We start from the raw sequence: 16,549 nt of genomic DNA on the forward strand, positions 1-16,549 counted from the left end.
AATTTAACGGTCCCTCATTTCAAAAAGCCCATACATATTTTGAATGAATTCGGGTTTGTTGGACTTGAATTTATTTACAAATAGTTTGGCTCCATCCTCCAAATGATCATTCAAATTAGTATCACTCCATTGTGCAATTTCTAGTAGGATGGGCAACAATTCTCTGCCTTTCTGAGTCAGTGTGTATATATTAGTTTTTTTATTCCCCGGAATTTTGCCTTTCGTAATGATGTCTAACTCATTCAGTTTTACCAAACGACTGGAAAGGATGTCTGTTGATATTTTTTCACTTGAATTATTGAATTCCGTATAGGTTCGCTTTCCTGAAAACATCATATCTCGTATGATAAGTAGCGACCATTTATCGCCAATTATATCTAATGCTGAACTGATTGGACAAGTCGATCTGAATTTTTGAGGCATATTTATTTAATTATTACTTGGAAAATCAAAGTTATTATATAGTTTTGCTTGGAAAACAAAAGTAATAATAAATAAAGTCAAGTTCAAAATGATTGATAAAAATGCGCAAATAGCAATACTAGGAGCGGGGATAGGTGGATTAACCACAGCGATAGCCCTGCACCAAAAAGGCTTTAAAAATATCTCCATTTACGAACGAAGGGATACAGCTTCTGCATTAGGGGCTGGGGTTGTTCTATGGGCCAATGCTAGTAAAATTCTTGACCGCATAAACCTTTTGTCTGCAATTGAAAAATGCGGAGGAAAAATAAAAGAGATGCAACGATGGACAGAAAAAGGGGCGTTTTTAGGTGCTATAGATGTCAAAAATATTAATGCAGATATAGGTTCCACGAGTTATGCGATTAGCAGGGTTGATCTACAAAATATACTGACCACAAAAGTTGAAGAGTTGCAGCTCCTAATTCATTATAACCATCACGTTTTGCAATTGATAGATCATGGAAAAGAAATAGGCATATCGTTCCAAAACCAAGATGAAATTCATGCAGAAATTGTCATTGGAGCAGACGGGCGAATGAATTCGATCGCGCGAAAATATGTGAATGAAATCAATACGCCGGTCTATCAAAACTTTGTGAATTGGATTGGTATAATTGAGAGTGACCAACCGCTATTCTCGGCAAATAATGTGATGGACTTCTGGGGTTGTGGCGAACGTTTTGGAATTGTGCCGATCAATAAATACAAAGGTTATTGGGCCGGCGGTAAATCATTGCCTTTAAATGCTGCGCTAAAAGAAGAAGACAATAAGGAACAATTATTAGAAATATTTGGGCATTGGTCGCCAAAAATTAAAGAAGTAATCAGCTTGACGGCTGATGAAAATATCAAATACATCGAGGTCTACGATCAGCATCCTATTTCCAAATGGTATAAAAACAATGTCTGCTTAATTGGAGACGCTGCTCATGCTGCTTTGCCAACATCAGAACAAGGTGCGTGTCAAGCCATCGAGGATGCTTGGCATTTTACTTCGATCTTATCGACATCAAAAACGACAGCAGATGCATTTGAAACATTCCAAAAAATAAGATTCCAAAAAACAACAACCATTGCAATGGCCGGGAGAGAATTGGCCCAATCATTATTTAATACGAATGAACAATTCTGCAAGCAAAGAAATGAGAACGCGATGCATACAAATTATACAACAGCGGCTCAAAATATTGCAAAACTATGGGCTAAAGACTTACCTAATTAAAAAATATAAATGATGAAAACACAAAAATATATCAATAGAATAGGGAGAGTGCTATTCAGTTTAATATTTATTGCAAGTGGATTGAGTAAAATCGGAGATTGGGATAAAACCATTTCATATATGGAAAATCACAATATGGTATTTACCTCTTTTTTCTTAGTTATTGCAATTTTATTCCAAGTTATAGGAGGATTATCAATAATAACGGGCTTTAAAACTAAAATTGGCACAGTTTTGCTGTTAATATTTATGATACCGGTAACATTTATTTTTCATGACTTTTGGAATTATCCAATCGAAACAGAATTAGAAATGATGGCCCAGCAAGTTGAAATGGTTTCGTTCATGAAAAATATTACAATCATTGGTGCCTTATTATTGATTTTTAACGGCGAAAAGGTCATTGCGAATTAGAGTTAATCTCAATGTAGAAGGAGTGGATTTTATCATCCCTTTAATCAATACATTTCAATTTTTCTTGACTTAAAGTAACTTATAAGTTACCTTTACACTGTATGGAAAAGAAAGTCCGAGAAGTTATTCCATATAATGGTCATTTTGAAAAGTTTTTGTTGAAGTAGCCTGAGAAAGGTCAAGACAAAATCTTCAAAGTAATTGAGATTATAGAAACTTACGAACGTATTCCAACCAATTACTTAAAAGCTTTAACCGGAACCAACGGACTTTACGAAGCCAGAATTAAACTTGGTTCAAATATTTGGAGGGTATTTTGTTTTTTTGACAAAGGTAAACTCGTAATTCTTTTGAATGGATTCGCGAAAAAAACTCAAAAAACACCGAAGAAGGAATTGAATAAAGCAATAAGTTTAATGGCAGAATACTTCGCTGAAAAAGACAAGAAAAAATGACAAGAAAAAACTGGAAAAATATCAAAGATGAAGTGTACGGAAAAAAAGGTACACCTAGACGGGATCAACTTGAACGTGATACGCAGTCGTTTAAAATTGGGCTTATTTTACGTGAAGCAAGAGAAAAAAAACATTTAACTCAGCAAGAACTCGGTGATATAATAGACAAGAAAAGAACCTACATTTCTCGTGTTGAAAACAACGGAAGTAATTTAACCTTAAAAACCCTCTATGACATTGTAGAAAAAGGATTAGGCGGAAAGGTAAGGATTGAAATTGATATTTAAAACACATTAAAACACCAAATTAATATCAGCCCGCCCAAGGCGAGCCGACAACATAAATGCTAATTTTGCTCAACCGTTAACGCTAACTCCCCTAAACACTCCCCCAACCACCCATTGCATTTTCTCCATTTTTAACCTTGCAATTCTATCAATCAATAGAGAAATAGTATATTTAGATCACATCCAACAAAATCCCATCTAAGAATGCGTCAAATAAAAGCAATACTAATCCTTACTTCGCTCCTATTTTTTTATGCTTGTGCTGAAGAAATCAATCCGCCGACAATCGTTGAAACAAAAGAAATTATTCCTGAGCCAGCGCCAATACTTGTTCCGGAAAATGATGATTGTGATTTTGCTGTAGAAAACATTGGAATGAACGGTGATGATGATTCTCCAGTTGAATTAATAGGACTCTTTGAAAATTTAAAACAAACCGAAGAGCATACTTATGGTTATGCATTAATGATGTGGGAGGTTGAAAATGAAATGATAGGTTTCTTAAATGTTTATGAAGGGGATCTAGAACCAAATAGAAGTGGTCCAATAATGTTAGGTTCATCAATCAATGACAGTTTATATTTTAAAGTTTGGACCAAACAAAATAAATCCTATAAATATTGGGAACAATCCGTCGTACATATCTTCACTTTCGAAGGTTTGCTCACCGCGAATAAAATAAGCGGTACTATTACAAATCTCAGTTGTGCTGAAGACGATGCCGTTTCTATTGAAAAGTTTGAATTATCAAGCTCGAATATTTGGGATTTGGAAAGTTTTAATAATATAGCAGAATGGAAATCGTTTTATGATTATCAATTGACTTATTAGAACCAGGTACAAGCACAGTGATAGATAAATACATGTTTAAAATTCTTTCAATTTTCTTTTTATTGGCCATCCATTTATCCGCTTTCAGTCAAATGTCTGAAAAAGACAATAACCTATTGCGTGAAGAATTGGCCAGTCACGTCAATCAACTTCGGATTTCATTGGGATTAACACCTCTCTTATTGAGTGATACTTTAGCTAAGGCTGCACAAAATCAAAGTGATTATATGGCAAGCATAGATGAAATTACCCATGACCAAAAAAAATCGAATGTCGCGACACCTGATAAAAGAGTAGAGAAATACGGAGGAAATGATTTTGAAATTGTGGGAGAAAATGTTTTGCATTCGGCGGAACAAGCGTTCCCTTTGAATAATAAACAGATTAAAGAACTTGCAGCATCGATGTTCTTATTATGGAAAAAGTCGCCTTTACATTATGCGAATATGATAAACGCAGCGTATAAATATGGTGATTTCGGATTTTCAATTGGCAAGAAGAGAGATGTCGTATTTGCGACTCAAGTTTTTGGGAGTAGGGGAGCGAAAATAACTGGTCAAATTACGTCAAATTCATTCGGTATTGAGGAATATATTGGCGATTGTAGTGCTGTATATGGAGCATTTTCAAATATCGTTGCCAATATGGGCAATAGTTTAAAAATTGAAGGCAATGAGGTTGTTTTATACTATCATAATCAAAGTTATTTTGATGAGATTTTTCCGGGACCAAATGACGGTATTGCTGTTGATATTGTAAGCAGGGACCAATTTTTATGTGGTCAACCTAATCGATTAGATATTTCGGAGGTCCATGATGGAATTCTACTCAAGCCTGTTTATAGAAAAGAATTACTCGCTAAAAATAGCGCAGAAAACGTACATAGATTAATAACAACAATTGGTGTCATACCTGAAAATATTCCGTACAATACTTATGTTGCTTCAATTGTATTAATCAGAGATGGCAAAAAATGTAAATACCTTGTCCCTTCTTATATTCCTTCAAAAAAGTACGAATTGCGTCCAATAGAACCAGTTCTTGTTAATCCACAAGATGCGATTTTGCAGCAGTCTGGAATTGTTAAATCTCAGGAAATAATTTACAACTTCAATCGAGGTAAACAAACACCAATCGATTATCCTATTATAATTGATCAGCCCTTTGATGTACATTCCGTCCATATCACTTGTCACACTTCTGTTGAAGGCGATAGTGAGAAGAATGCAATTTTACATGATGTGCGGGGTGAAAAAATCAAAAACAATATTCAAAGTTCGGTACGCATAAATGATTCATTGATTCATGTTTTAGCAAGTGAAAACTGGAAAGAAATGCGTTTTCAATTTAAATATCTATTCGCTGATGACCTATTGAATTTGTCTAATGATTCTGTAAAGGCGCTAATTATTAATCAAAATGAATTGTTACCGTGGGACTCGCTACTATTCGAGCAAAGAAAATCTTTTGCGACGATAAATTATAAGGGTGAACTATCCGATTCGGCTTCAGATTTTCAAAAAGGTGCATTAAATTTAAGAACGGCAATTACAATGCAAGATTTTGATCTAGCAAACAGGGCGCTTTACGAAATTTATCAAACAACCATAGATGAACCGGCAATATTTTTTGAAGGATTCATTTTTGAAGCACTAAAAAAGGAAGCGCAACTTGTACAAAATGCTGCCGCAATTTATGCCAGAATATATGAGGAAAATCTTTTTAAGACAACAGCATTTATAAACAATTGGATAGTAAGGGAGGATGAGATTTCGCTTGAGGCACTTGCAAACATTTTACATTTGTATACACTTATAGGTAAAGAACTCTTGTCAATATGGGACCTGCCTTCAGAAAGGTTGTCAAATGTAATTCACCCAGCTAGAATCAATAAATTTATAATTAAAGATATAAGTCCTGAGTTGGCTTTAAACCTTCATTTGACAGCTATACAGTATTTCGGTCAAATAAATGATGGCGTAAATATTACAAAGTCTTTTGATTATATCGTAAATTATTTTGAGAATCATAATCTTACCCTTGAAGATGAGGTTGATCTATGTCTGTTTTTCAATAGTTGGAGTCGTTATGATTTAACAACTCAAGTATTAATGAAAAGATTTAAGGCCAATGAATTCAACGAGGATGGATTATTCATTTTAGCGCAAACCATGTACTTTTACAATGTGCATAAGGATGATCGTGACTACAGACGTGTCCACGAAAAGGCAATGTCAATGAATCAGCAACGCTGGTGTAATTGGGTCAATCAAGATTTTCAAATACTCAGAGATCCTGTCCTCAAAACCTTGTATTGTTCGAAATGTGAATAAACGGAAAGTACATTAGTACGTGATTATGCTATACATCGCTTTTATCCTTCAACCATTCAGCATTTAAAAAACAATCACTTACCTTTAGGTCATCAATTCCGTTTACTGAATTACAAGGCCCATTATGAAAAGAACGATCACCATCCTAAGCATTTTAATTTTTAGCAGTGTCTATGCACAACAGACAAAAACTGTAGAAAATTTTAATTGTCTAATCAGACACTCGCTAGGGGATGTCAATAATGACGGTATACTTGATCTGGCAATTATTTCCACGGATACCGTAAACGATACAAGACCTTTGAAATTGCAAATCTTTTTTGGTCAACCTAATGGTGATTATGAATTGTTTTTTTCATCTGTAGAGATGATAACGCCTATGTATCCTGCCGAATTGAACGGAGAGCATAATGGGAGTCAAATACCAGATGTTTATTTAGAGGACGGAAATTTATTATTGGATTTTTATATTGAGGGCAATTCTAGGTATACTTTTGTCTTAAAAGATGGTGTTTTTGAATTGGTTGACTTTTCTTATGTGAATTGGGATGGCAAACATATTACAGAGGTAGAATTCGACCTGTTGACGGGACGATATACCAAACAAAAAGAGATTCTCAATTCCCACGAGATTATCTTACAAATTGAGCAAGAGGTTTTGATTAGACCATTGCCACAATTAGAAGGTTTTAAACCCTTTACCCATGATTTGTATTAAATTCGATAAGGGTAATGTTTAAACTAATAATATTGATACTTGCACTTGGTCATTGCACGATTCATTCTTGGTCACAAACCAATGCAAAAAACGAATTAATTGCAAGTAGTATTGCAGAGATACCAAAAATTTTCGGGAAAACATGTGATGATAATTGTTCGACATTGTTGAAGGAAAAAATTGAGTTGGCCGATATGTTTTTATCAACTGAATTAAAACAAATGGTACTCGTTGATTCGTCTTCGTTTTATGAAATTAAGGCTAAGGAATTGAAGAATATTGAGGATCTTCAGAAGATTCATGGAGATGAGTCTGCCGGATTGAAAAAGAAGCTTGAAGAAACCTATTTGCTTTTGTCTATTTTAAAGCCAAGGCTTTCAGACGGTTTAATGATTAAGCTATTTGCTATTTATTTGGATGAAGATCCTTTAGCTGTAAACACCAATGATTTAGCGTCTGTATTAAATTATAAAGTTTGGCTTTATGATTTATTAGATGATCGCTTTCACAATGAAACGAATGTATTCAGTAATTCTAAATCAAATCTATTCTATAATAAAATGGTTTTGAACCTTTATCAACCGTTTATATCAATTGATTCAGAAGAAAAACTCCTGATTAAATTAACCGATTGGGTAACATTGGCAAAAGCGGCAAATAATCAATATCGTTTTGAAGAGCTAATGGCGCAAGTATATCAAAATCGAATTGAGCAGGTAGAAAAAGTTCGAAAAGGAGATCATTCAAATGAGTTGTTTTATTTTACCGAAGAGCTTTATGAGCGCGCATTAATTATCGTTCCAGACGATAGCACTTTAAATTATAATTTTGGTATATTCTACTATAATGAATTAGTCTACCTATACAATCAAGAAGATACCGGGTTAGGTAGAAAAGCCTTAAAGGAAAAAGAAGAGCGAATTGAGCAATTGCTAGTAAAATCGGAGGCATTATTAAAAACGAAATAGTCAATAGTATATCTGCTATCATTTAAGTTCAACATTATCATTAATTTTAAAGAATGCCCTCAATAAGACAAATTGAGGAAGAGGTTTTGATTAGACCATTGCCACAATTGGAAGGTTTTAAACCCTTTACCCATGATTTGTATTAAATTCAGATTAATATCTCCGTTCCGATTTTAGTTCATTATATTCTATCAAATTAAAAATTTATTTTTAGGAGATTCGTAGTCTTATGTACACGATAAGTAACATTCAGCATGTGGTTCGTTATATTTTGACAAAACGAAAACCACCAACCATGAAAACCATAACAATAAAGCATCTTTCAACCACTTTATTCGCTTTAATTCTCTGTCTTCAGTTGAATGCTCATCCCATACTTGATTATTATAAAGCACATAAAAACGATCATAAAATGGAGGCTAAAATAGTACCTCCAAAAGCTGCTGCTCAATTGGTTGATGAAGACTATCCTGAGGCAATAGAAGTCTTGAAATCTATGACCAGCCTACGGTATTTGAATTTTTATGGTGATCAAAATAAAATCAAACGGTATGCACAGCAAGCTATTTCTTCAAAAGGAGACTATCAATTATTACTGGATAAAGTTGAAGGAACAAGAAGCATTTCTGTATATGGCGTAAAAGAAAACGGCTTGGTCCGCAGATTATTTGTTGTTGTACAAACAAAAACTCAATTTATTTTAATGATTGGTAGGGGAAAATTAACCCAAAAACATTTAGAATGGTTACCGTCATTGTCCGAGGAAATTCGCTAATATGTCTGAATTGGTCTGGTAAACATATTCCTCATGTTATGAATTAAAAGATGCAACTTTAATTTAAACGTATTGTAAATAATACCAGGAATTGGTATATTTGTTTAAATCGTTTGTTATGGCAAAAAACACTTCAATATTATTAGGGGATTATTTCAATGATTTTATCAGAAAGCAAATCACAACAGGAAGATATTCATCTGCAAGTGAGGTAGTGAGAGCGGCTCTTAGAATGTTCGAAGAAGAAGAGAACAAGAAAAAAGAATTGATTGCAGCATTAAAAAAAGGAGAAAATTCAGGATTTATAGAAAATTTTGATCAAGAAGAATTTTTAAATTCATTGCACAATAAGCATACTAGTGGGGAGGTATAAGATATCTTTTGAGGTAAGAAAAGATCTAGAGAAAATTTGGGTTTACACTGTTAAAAGTTGGTCTGTTGAACAAGCCGACAGGTATCTAAATCAAATTTTTGAAGAAATTGAACTTATAGCTTGTAAACCTGAAAATGGAACTGATTATGGAGGGATTAGAAAAGGCTACTTTAGAACAAAAATTAAACTTCATTTCATTTTTTATAAGATTGAAAAAACGACTAAAACGGTAGAAGTTATTCGTGTACTTCATGAAAAGATGGATATTGAAAATAAGTTGAAGTAGTTGTTAATGGAAAAAAGAATTCGAAAATATGTTTCTTGTATTTGGGCAAAGAAGATACCACAACAAAAACTTATGATTTGATCTTAAAAGAATGCCAACTAAGCTGAAAATGTTATTTTTAGTCAATCATCAACGACTAAAATGAATTATCAAACCTTTCAACCAAGCGCCGATTTAGCGGCCCTTATCAGTTGCTATTGGACTTTAGAGGTTCCCGCTGACGCCGATGCCCAAAAACAAAGAATTATTCCGGACGGTACAATTGAAATGGCTTTTATACTCGGTGATGACATCAAACGATACACTACAAACGAGGATTATATCATTCAACCGCGAGCAATGGTTTTGGGCCAAACAATTGAGCCGTTTTATATTGAGCCGACAGGTTATGTCAATACATTTGCCATTCGTTTTTACCCTTATGGTTTTGCGAACTTCGTCAATACGCCGTTAAAAGACTTAGCGAATAAAGAAACACCCATTCACAACTTATTCGATCGTGAGGTAGCTAATGAATTGGAGCAAAAAATAATTCGAGCAACAAACAGCGCAGAGCGGATCAGGATTATAGAAGATTTTCTCTTAGATAAAATGAATGAAGAAGCAACGATGAACAAGATTGTAAAGTCGACCATTGATGCGCTTTTAGCATCAAATGGAAGTGCGTCAATCAGTTCAATTCTGCAAGCCGATTTATCCAAACGGCGGCAATTAGAAAGGAACTTTGTGAAGCAAATCGGCGTGAGTCCAAAACAAATGGGAAAAGTCATTCGATTGCAAACTGCATTGAAAATGTTATTGAATAAAAAGGAGGAAAAATTGACGGAAATCGCTTATGAAAGTGGCTATTTCGATCAAGCTCATTTTATCAAAGACTTTAAGGAGTTTACAGGCATCAATCCAAAGGAATTTTTAGGGAATGAAAACATGACACTTTCTTCGCTTTTCTATAAATAGGCGACTTGTCGCATTTGTACAATTTTACGGTAAAAAGGTCAGGTATATTTGTATTGTTAAACTAAACTGAATAAAATGAAGAAGACAATTTCTTTCGCAATCGTATTACTAGCCGTGATTAATTTGAGTTGTAACAATCAAAACAGGGGAGCTGATCGCGAAGAGGCTGTTCATTCTGATGTCAAACAAAACAAAAACGATATGAAAAGCCATGTTTCTCTTTTTGAAATTCCAGCAACAGATATTTCAAGAGCCATTAAATTTTACCAAAGCATTTTGAATATTAATATCGAACAGATGGAAATGCCAGATATGAAAATGGGCATTTTTCCATATGAAGATCAAGTTGTGACAGGTGTTATCATGCAAGCAGAAGGGTATCAACCAACAGCCGATGGAGTGACCGTTTATTTAAACGGGGGAGACGACCTTCAATCCATACTTGATAAAGTTGAAGCCAGCGGAGGGCAAATCATTCTTCCTAAAACCGCACATGCAGACGAAAGTGGATTCTTTGCTTTGTTTTTAGATACCGAAGGCAATAAGTTGGGGTTAAATTCTCCGAATTAGAAATAAGGGAGATTTAAAGTAGTTGGAATTGTTTGATATAGAACCTAAACATGTTGAAAAATATGGTCGTCATATCATCTAGCAACACCGGTATGAACAGTATGTATGATAGGAGATATTGTTTTCATTGACCGCTTTATTAATCGCTAAAAAAAATAATTTCCGGCCTTGCTTAAATTGATTTCTGCAAAATGTTTAACTAGAAATGAGCTCAGAATCATCACAAATGCCTCCAATTCTTCAATAAAGAATAGACTTAGTGTTAAATAGATATACTTATGCGGTTTTTTTATGAATGATAACGACCTATATTGTCGCTTAAATATTATGTTTTAAGCTAAAGTGCTGGGCTATCGTATTACTTTAGCGTTGAGGTATGAAATAACTGTATGCTTTTAATTTAAACTTGATATGTCGCAGCAATGCATAACTTCATGAATGAGAATTAGGTGATTTTTTATATATCAATTTAGCGATAAACATGACAAAATTTAATCATTTACAAAAAGCGGATGTTAACTTTGGGTGAATAGATGAAATGAATAAGTGCAAGAATCTTACTATTTGTCTACAATAAATCAACCCTATTAAAACACGATAAAGATGATTACATTCATTTCCGCTATTGTATTATTGATACTTGGTTATCTTATTTACGGCAAATTTGTAGATCGCACATTTAAATCCGATGCTAATAAGGAAACACCTGCACATACCCTAGAAGACGGTGTCGATTTTGTTCCGATGAAAAGTAATAGAAATGCTTTTATTCAAATCTTAAATATTGCAGGAGTCGGTCCAATATTTGGTCCGATTTTAGGCGCTTTATATGGTCCTTCTGCTTTTTTATGGATTGTATTCGGCGCTATATTCGCTGGCGGAGTACATGATTATTTAACGGGCATGATCTCTACCCGAAATGGTGGAGCACATTTGCCCGCATTGGCCTCTAAATTCCTAGGGAAATCATTCAGTCACATTGTCAATTTTTTCACATTATTACTCCTCGTATTAGTCGGAACAGTATTCGTTACCGCTCCAGCAAAAATGATCAATGAATTAATCACACCAGATGGCAGTTTTATCACCATCATCGTCTTCTGTATTTTCGCTTATTATATCATCGCAACCGTTCTGCCAATAGATAAAGTCATTGGTAAGGTATATCCGATTTTAGGTTTTTTATTGATTCTTAGTGCGATTGGTATTTGCATTGGTATGTTTTTATACGGGAATCCCATTCCAGAATTAACCTTAGAAAATTTACATCCCAAAGGCATTCCTTATTATCCCGTCATCTTCCTAACCATTTCCTGTGGTGCATTGTCCGGTTTCCATGCCACACAATCACCAATTATTTCACGTACCATCGACAATGAAAAAGATGGTAGAAAAGTATTTTATGGAATGATGATTCTTGAAGCTATTATTGCCATGATTTGGGCAGCTGCAGCAATGAGTTTAATGAATGGAGAAAGTTTGAGTGTGCTATTAGAAAGTGGAGGTCCAGCAGCTGTTGTCAATAAAATAGCGATTACATTTTTAGGAACTGTTGGTGGAACGATCGCTGTTTTAGGTGTAATTGTGCTACCAATTACTTCAGGCGATACTTCTTTTAGAGCAGCAAGAATGATCATTGCAGATTATCTTAAAATAGATCAAAAACGATTGGCAAATAGATTCAAAGTTGCGATACCTTTATTTATCGTCTCTTATATTTTAACGAATATGGATTTTCAATTATTGTGGCGCTATTTCTCTTGGGCAAATCAAGTCACTGCATCTATTGCTTTGTGGATAGGGGCTGTATATCTTTATTCGAAAAATACGCATTATTTAATCGCGATGATTCCTGCATTTTTTATCACTTCGGTCATCTGTACTTATATCTTTTTCGATCCAAATATCGGCTTTGGTTTAGGTCTTTCAACTGCAACATGGATTGGGCTTTGTTTTGCCTTATTAATCACTGCGTTGTTTTTTGTTGTGATGAAAAAAAGAAAAAAATTAGTGGAGGCATAATGCTCCAAAATGGCTAGAATTATAGATATTTAGTACTGATTTTAATCGTTCAAATAAATTAAAGGCCTAAATGGAGTTCAAAAAGATTGTGATTACAAAATTTGGTGGACCAGAAGTCCTTAAAATGATTACTGAACCATCTTTGCCAGAACCAAAACCTGGGGAAGTGCGCGTGAAAGTATTATGCACAAGTGCCGCTTTTACTGATACTTTAATTCGAAGAGGGAATTACCTGGGTATTAAAGTGAAACCACCATTCTCTCCAGGATACGATTTAATTGGAATCGTTGACAAGGTTGGGGCAGGTGTCACGCATATCAAGAAAGGCCAGAAAATTGCTGAACTTACTGTAATTGGAGCGTATTCCCAATATATCTGTTTAAATGCAAAAACAGTTGTTCCTGTTCCCGACGGATTAAAAAACGAAGAAGCCGTAAGTTTGATTTTAACTTATTTGACGGCTTACCAAATGCTACACCGCTCGGCAAAAGTTAAAGAAGGGCAAACAATATTGATTCATGCTTGTTCAGGAGCTGTGGGAACAGCAATGTTACAATTAGGAAAATTAATGAACCTTAAAATGTACGGAACGGCGTCAAAAGGGAAACATGATTTTATTCAGGCAGAAGGCGGCATTCCGATCGATTATCAGCACGAAGATTTTTTAGAAAGATTAAAAAAAGATGAGCCGAATGGAATTGATGCTGTTTTCGATCCAATTGGCGGAGACTATTTTCCACGCTCTTTAAAAGTGCTTAAAAAAAGAGGAACACTGGTTGGTTTTGGCTATCAAAGTGCGGCAAGTGGGAACGGGGGGAATGTAATTCTAGATTTTATGAAGGTTAAATTTTGGAATTTATTGCCGACCAAACCAAATGCAAATTTCTATATCATCAGTGATTGGCATCAAAAACAAAACGATTGGTTTAAAGCGGATATGCAGGCATTATTTAACTTATTGGCCACACATAAAATTCGACCGGAAATTGGAAAAATAATGGATTTCAGTCAAGCTGCCGAAGCACATAAATTAGTTGAATCTGCAGCGATTATAGGAAAAATTGTACTCACAGTTAATAAAGAAGCATAAGTTTCGTTTACCATTCCAAAGGAGGCAAATCAACTTAGGCAAGGTTATTGATTACCTTAAAACAATACAAAAACGACAAACATGAACAAAGCAATTTATCTTACCATAGCAACAGTTCTTTTAGGAACTTTCACATCAATGGCACAATTTGACAAACTTAAAAAGACTGTTGGTGAAAAATTAGAATCAAATACATCAACTGGCTTAAGTCAAGAAGAGATTGGTGCAGGGTTAAAAGAAGCATTGACCAAAGGTGTTGAAAAAGGAGTTGATCAACTTTCAAAACCCGATGGATTCTATAAGGATTTGTCTGTTAAAATTCCATTGCCAGAAGAAGCAAGTGTTGTAGAGTCGAAACTGCGTAGTATCGGTCAAGGGGATAAAGTAGATGAAACGATTGAATCAATTAATAGAGCTGCAGAAGATGCAACAACAGCGGCAAAAGATATTTTTGTAGCTGCTATAAAAGGTATGAATATAGCGGATGCGATGAGTATATTAAAGGGTGAAGATGATGCCGCAACAAAATATTTAAATGAGTCAACGCGTGCTAGTTTAGCAGCTAAATTCGAACCAATCATTAAGGCGTCGTTAGATAAAGTAGGGGCAACGAAAAACTGGAATACTATTTTCACGACTTATAATAAAATACCAATGGTTCAAAAAATTAATCCTGATTTAGTAGATTATGCTACACAAAAGGCTATTGATGGTTTATTTGTCCAAATCGCAAAAGAAGAATTAAAAATAAGACAAGATCCTGCTGCACGTGTATCAGATCTTTTGAAAAAAGTATTTGGTTAAGATTGGCATTGGTCAATTGAAAATCAATACCATATACTAAAAGTATTAAAAGCGCATTTCCTGTATTGGATTTGCGCTTCTTTTTTTGGTGAAACGTATGTTGTACTTTACCTATTCAAAAAGGTTGCTGATTTTTTTGCAATAACAACATCTTTTTTGAGCTCATTATTAGCGTGAAAATAGTATTTTTGCAAACATTAAATCAAGTATAGAAATTAATGAATTTATCGATTGAAAACATTCTGTTAATTGGCTCCTTATTGCTTTTTATAAGTATTGTTGTTGGTAAAACTTCGTATAGATTTGGTGTCCCAACTTTATTGCTTTTCTTAGCAATAGGTATGTTAGCAGGTTCGGATGGACTTGTAGGAATTCGTTTTGACGATCCAAAATTGGCTCAATTTATTGGCGTCGTCTCACTCAACTTTATACTATTCTCAGGAGGTCTCGACACGCATTGGCCCTCCGTCAAACCCATTCTGAGGGAAGGTTTAATGCTTTCTACCTTAGGCGTATTGCTCACAGCTACTATTCTGGGAACCTTTGTTTGGTATGTGACTGATTTTACGATATACGAGAGTATGTTATTAGGTTCTATCGTCTCCTCAACGGATGCGGCAGCTGTATTTTCAATTTTACGGTCTAAAAATTTGGCATTAAGAACGAATTTACGACCGACTTTAGAGTTGGAGAGTGGAAGTAACGATCCAATGGCATACGTGCTTACCCTTGCTTTTTTAACCTTAGTGATCAATCAAGATCAAGGATTATTGTCTATCATTCCAATGTTATTGCAACAGATGATTTTGGGAGCAATTGCTGGTCTTGCCTTCGGTAGATTGAGCAAATTAATTATCAATAATATTAAACTCGGGTTTGAGGGATTGTATCCCGTTCTGGTGATTGCTTTAATGTTCATTACATTTTCAGCAACTGGTTTTATTGGCGGGAATGGTTTCTTATCGATTTATATCTGTGCTGTGTACTTAGGGAATCAAGATTTAATTCATAAATCGACGATATTAAAGATGTTTGATGGATTGGCTTGGTTAATGCAAATTGTACTCTTCTTAACGCTTGGTTTACTTGTTTTCCCTTCAGAAATTATTCCGTACATGGGCATAGGATTATTGATATCAGTATTCCTAATTCTAATTGCACGACCGTTGAGTGTCTTTATCAGCTTAGCCTTCTTTAAAATGAAGTTAAGAAGACGGGTTTATATTTCTTGGGTAGGTTTAAGAGGAGCTGTTCCGATAGTGTTTGCGACTTATCCTTTATTAGCTGGAATTGAAAAGGCAAGTATGATATTTAATATCGTTTTCTTTATTTCAGTTACTTCGGTATTAATTCAAGGAACAACCTTATCCCTTTTTGCGAAATGGTTGAATGTAGGATTGCCTGAAAAAATTGAACCACTTCCCGAATTTGAACAGTTTGTATCGGATTTTCCGAAAACTGAAATGGAGGAACTTACAATTCTACCCGATAGTTTTGCAGTGAACAAACGAATTGTAGATTTACATTTCCCTAAATCGGCATTTATTGTAATGATCAAACGAGAAGGGAAATACGTTCGCCCTGGTGGTTCCACGATCATAGAAGCAAATGATACCTTGGTGATTCTATTAGATGATAAGGAATGTTTAAAAGAGGTTTGTCGTGCTTTGGCCAATCAGTATCCTATAGCTGTAAAGTTTCACAAGGTTGTTAACGGAAGTTGATTAATCTTGTCTTGTAAATTTAGTAGTTTATTTTCAAACTTTTTTGGTTCTACAATAAATATTTCAGGTTCTAATTGATACCATTTATAAATTGCTTGAATTGGTGTTTTAACATCAAGTTCTTTTCTCAGTGAGCCATGTCTTCTGTATAAATTGTAGTTACACATAAAATTAAAGAGATCTTTATGCATCTGGTCGTATGAATTATAAGAGTGTTTTAAAATTGTATTAGACTTAATGGTTCTATTTACTCTT

General features: G+C 34.5%; 17 protein-coding genes and 2 pseudogenes. 17 read left to right on the plus strand and 2 right to left on the minus strand.

Translation table 11 applies throughout. The features are described 5' to 3' along the window. Positions 1–3: 3 nt before the first annotated feature. Positions 4–423 (minus strand): winged helix-turn-helix transcriptional regulator, encoded by a 420-nt coding sequence (locus T367_RS0114890; protein WP_027420564.1) that lies wholly within the window; start codon positions 421–423, stop codon positions 4–6. Positions 424–511: 88 nt separating this feature from the next. Here T367_RS0114890 and T367_RS0114895 point away from each other — a divergent pair, with 88 nt between their 5' ends. From T367_RS0114895 to T367_RS22615, 17 genes and pseudogenes are all read left to right on the plus strand, one after another. Continuing rightward, the gene (locus tag T367_RS0114895) at positions 512–1,687 is read left to right on the plus strand and encodes an FAD-dependent monooxygenase (RefSeq protein ID WP_027420565.1); all 1,176 of its coding nucleotides are present in this window, start codon (positions 512–514) and stop codon (positions 1,685–1,687) included. Between the two features lie 9 nt (positions 1,688–1,696). Further along, positions 1,697–2,101, plus strand: a complete 405-nt coding sequence (locus T367_RS0114900; protein WP_027420566.1) for a DoxX family protein — start codon at positions 1,697–1,699, stop codon at positions 2,099–2,101. A gap of 179 nt (positions 2,102–2,280) precedes the next feature. After that, positions 2,281–2,556, plus strand: a pseudogene (locus tag T367_RS22610) (type II toxin-antitoxin system RelE/ParE family toxin); the annotation flags it as partial. After that, complete coding sequence (locus T367_RS0114910) at positions 2,553–2,843, plus strand: helix-turn-helix domain-containing protein (RefSeq protein WP_027420567.1); 291 nt, start codon at positions 2,553–2,555, stop codon at positions 2,841–2,843. The pseudogene T367_RS22610 and the gene T367_RS0114910, both read left to right, overlap by 4 nt. A gap of 204 nt (positions 2,844–3,047) precedes the next feature. Beyond that, the gene (locus T367_RS0114915) at positions 3,048–3,674 is read left to right on the plus strand and encodes a hypothetical protein (RefSeq protein ID WP_027420568.1); all 627 of its coding nucleotides are present in this window, start codon (positions 3,048–3,050) and stop codon (positions 3,672–3,674) included. Positions 3,675–3,706: 32 nt separating this feature from the next. Continuing rightward, on the plus strand, positions 3,707–6,007 hold the full coding sequence (locus T367_RS0114920; RefSeq protein WP_027420569.1) for a CAP domain-containing protein: 2,301 nt from the start codon (positions 3,707–3,709) through the stop codon (positions 6,005–6,007). 124 nt (positions 6,008–6,131) lie between these two features. Then, a complete protein-coding gene (locus tag T367_RS0114925; protein ID WP_027420570.1) occupies positions 6,132–6,725 on the plus strand; it encodes a hypothetical protein in 594 nt (197 codons plus the stop codon). A gap of 14 nt (positions 6,726–6,739) precedes the next feature. Next, a complete protein-coding gene (locus tag T367_RS0114930; RefSeq protein WP_027420571.1) occupies positions 6,740–7,693 on the plus strand; it encodes a hypothetical protein in 954 nt (317 codons plus the stop codon). 295 nt (positions 7,694–7,988) lie between these two features. Beyond that, complete coding sequence (locus T367_RS0114935; protein ID WP_027420572.1) at positions 7,989–8,468, plus strand: DUF4252 domain-containing protein; 480 nt, start codon at positions 7,989–7,991, stop codon at positions 8,466–8,468. A 118-nt stretch (positions 8,469–8,586) separates the two neighbouring features. Further along, entirely contained in the window at positions 8,587–8,841 is a 255-nt protein-coding gene (locus T367_RS0114940; protein WP_027420573.1) for a type II toxin-antitoxin system ParD family antitoxin, read from the plus strand. Then, complete coding sequence (locus T367_RS0114945) at positions 8,828–9,127, plus strand: type II toxin-antitoxin system RelE/ParE family toxin (RefSeq protein ID WP_051568584.1); 300 nt, start codon at positions 8,828–8,830, stop codon at positions 9,125–9,127. Before T367_RS0114940 ends, T367_RS0114945 begins: the two co-directional genes overlap by 14 nt. 141 nt (positions 9,128–9,268) lie before the next feature. Further along, positions 9,269–10,084 carry a helix-turn-helix domain-containing protein gene (locus T367_RS0114950; protein ID WP_027420575.1) on the plus strand — a complete coding sequence of 272 codons (816 nt, stop codon included), beginning with the start codon at positions 9,269–9,271 and terminating at the stop codon, positions 10,082–10,084. Positions 10,085–10,159: 75 nt separating this feature from the next. Then, positions 10,160–10,654: a VOC family protein gene (locus T367_RS0114955; protein WP_027420576.1), complete on the plus strand. Its 495-nt coding sequence runs from the start codon at positions 10,160–10,162 to the stop codon at positions 10,652–10,654. 603 nt (positions 10,655–11,257) lie between these two features. Then, positions 11,258–12,676 carry a carbon starvation CstA family protein gene (locus tag T367_RS0114960; RefSeq protein ID WP_027420577.1) on the plus strand — a complete coding sequence of 473 codons (1,419 nt, stop codon included), beginning with the start codon at positions 11,258–11,260 and terminating at the stop codon, positions 12,674–12,676. Between the two features lie 70 nt (positions 12,677–12,746). After that, complete coding sequence (locus tag T367_RS0114965; RefSeq protein ID WP_027420578.1) at positions 12,747–13,766, plus strand: medium chain dehydrogenase/reductase family protein; 1,020 nt, start codon at positions 12,747–12,749, stop codon at positions 13,764–13,766. A gap of 81 nt (positions 13,767–13,847) precedes the next feature. Then, on the plus strand, positions 13,848–14,570 hold the full coding sequence (locus T367_RS0114970) for a DUF4197 domain-containing protein (protein WP_027420579.1): 723 nt from the start codon (positions 13,848–13,850) through the stop codon (positions 14,568–14,570). A gap of 218 nt (positions 14,571–14,788) precedes the next feature. Then, complete coding sequence (locus T367_RS22615) at positions 14,789–16,294, plus strand: potassium/proton antiporter (protein ID WP_051568585.1); 1,506 nt, start codon at positions 14,789–14,791, stop codon at positions 16,292–16,294. Here T367_RS22615 and T367_RS25055 read toward each other — a convergent pair. Continuing rightward, a pseudogene (locus tag T367_RS25055) lies at positions 16,270–16,549 on the minus strand (hypothetical protein); the annotation flags it as partial. The gene T367_RS22615 and the pseudogene T367_RS25055 sit on opposite strands and share 25 nt — an antisense overlap.

The sequence above is a fragment of the Crocinitomix catalasitica ATCC 23190 genome, assembly GCF_000621625.1.
Taxonomy (GTDB): Bacteria; Bacteroidota; Bacteroidia; order Flavobacteriales_D; family Crocinitomicaceae; genus Crocinitomix; species Crocinitomix catalasitica.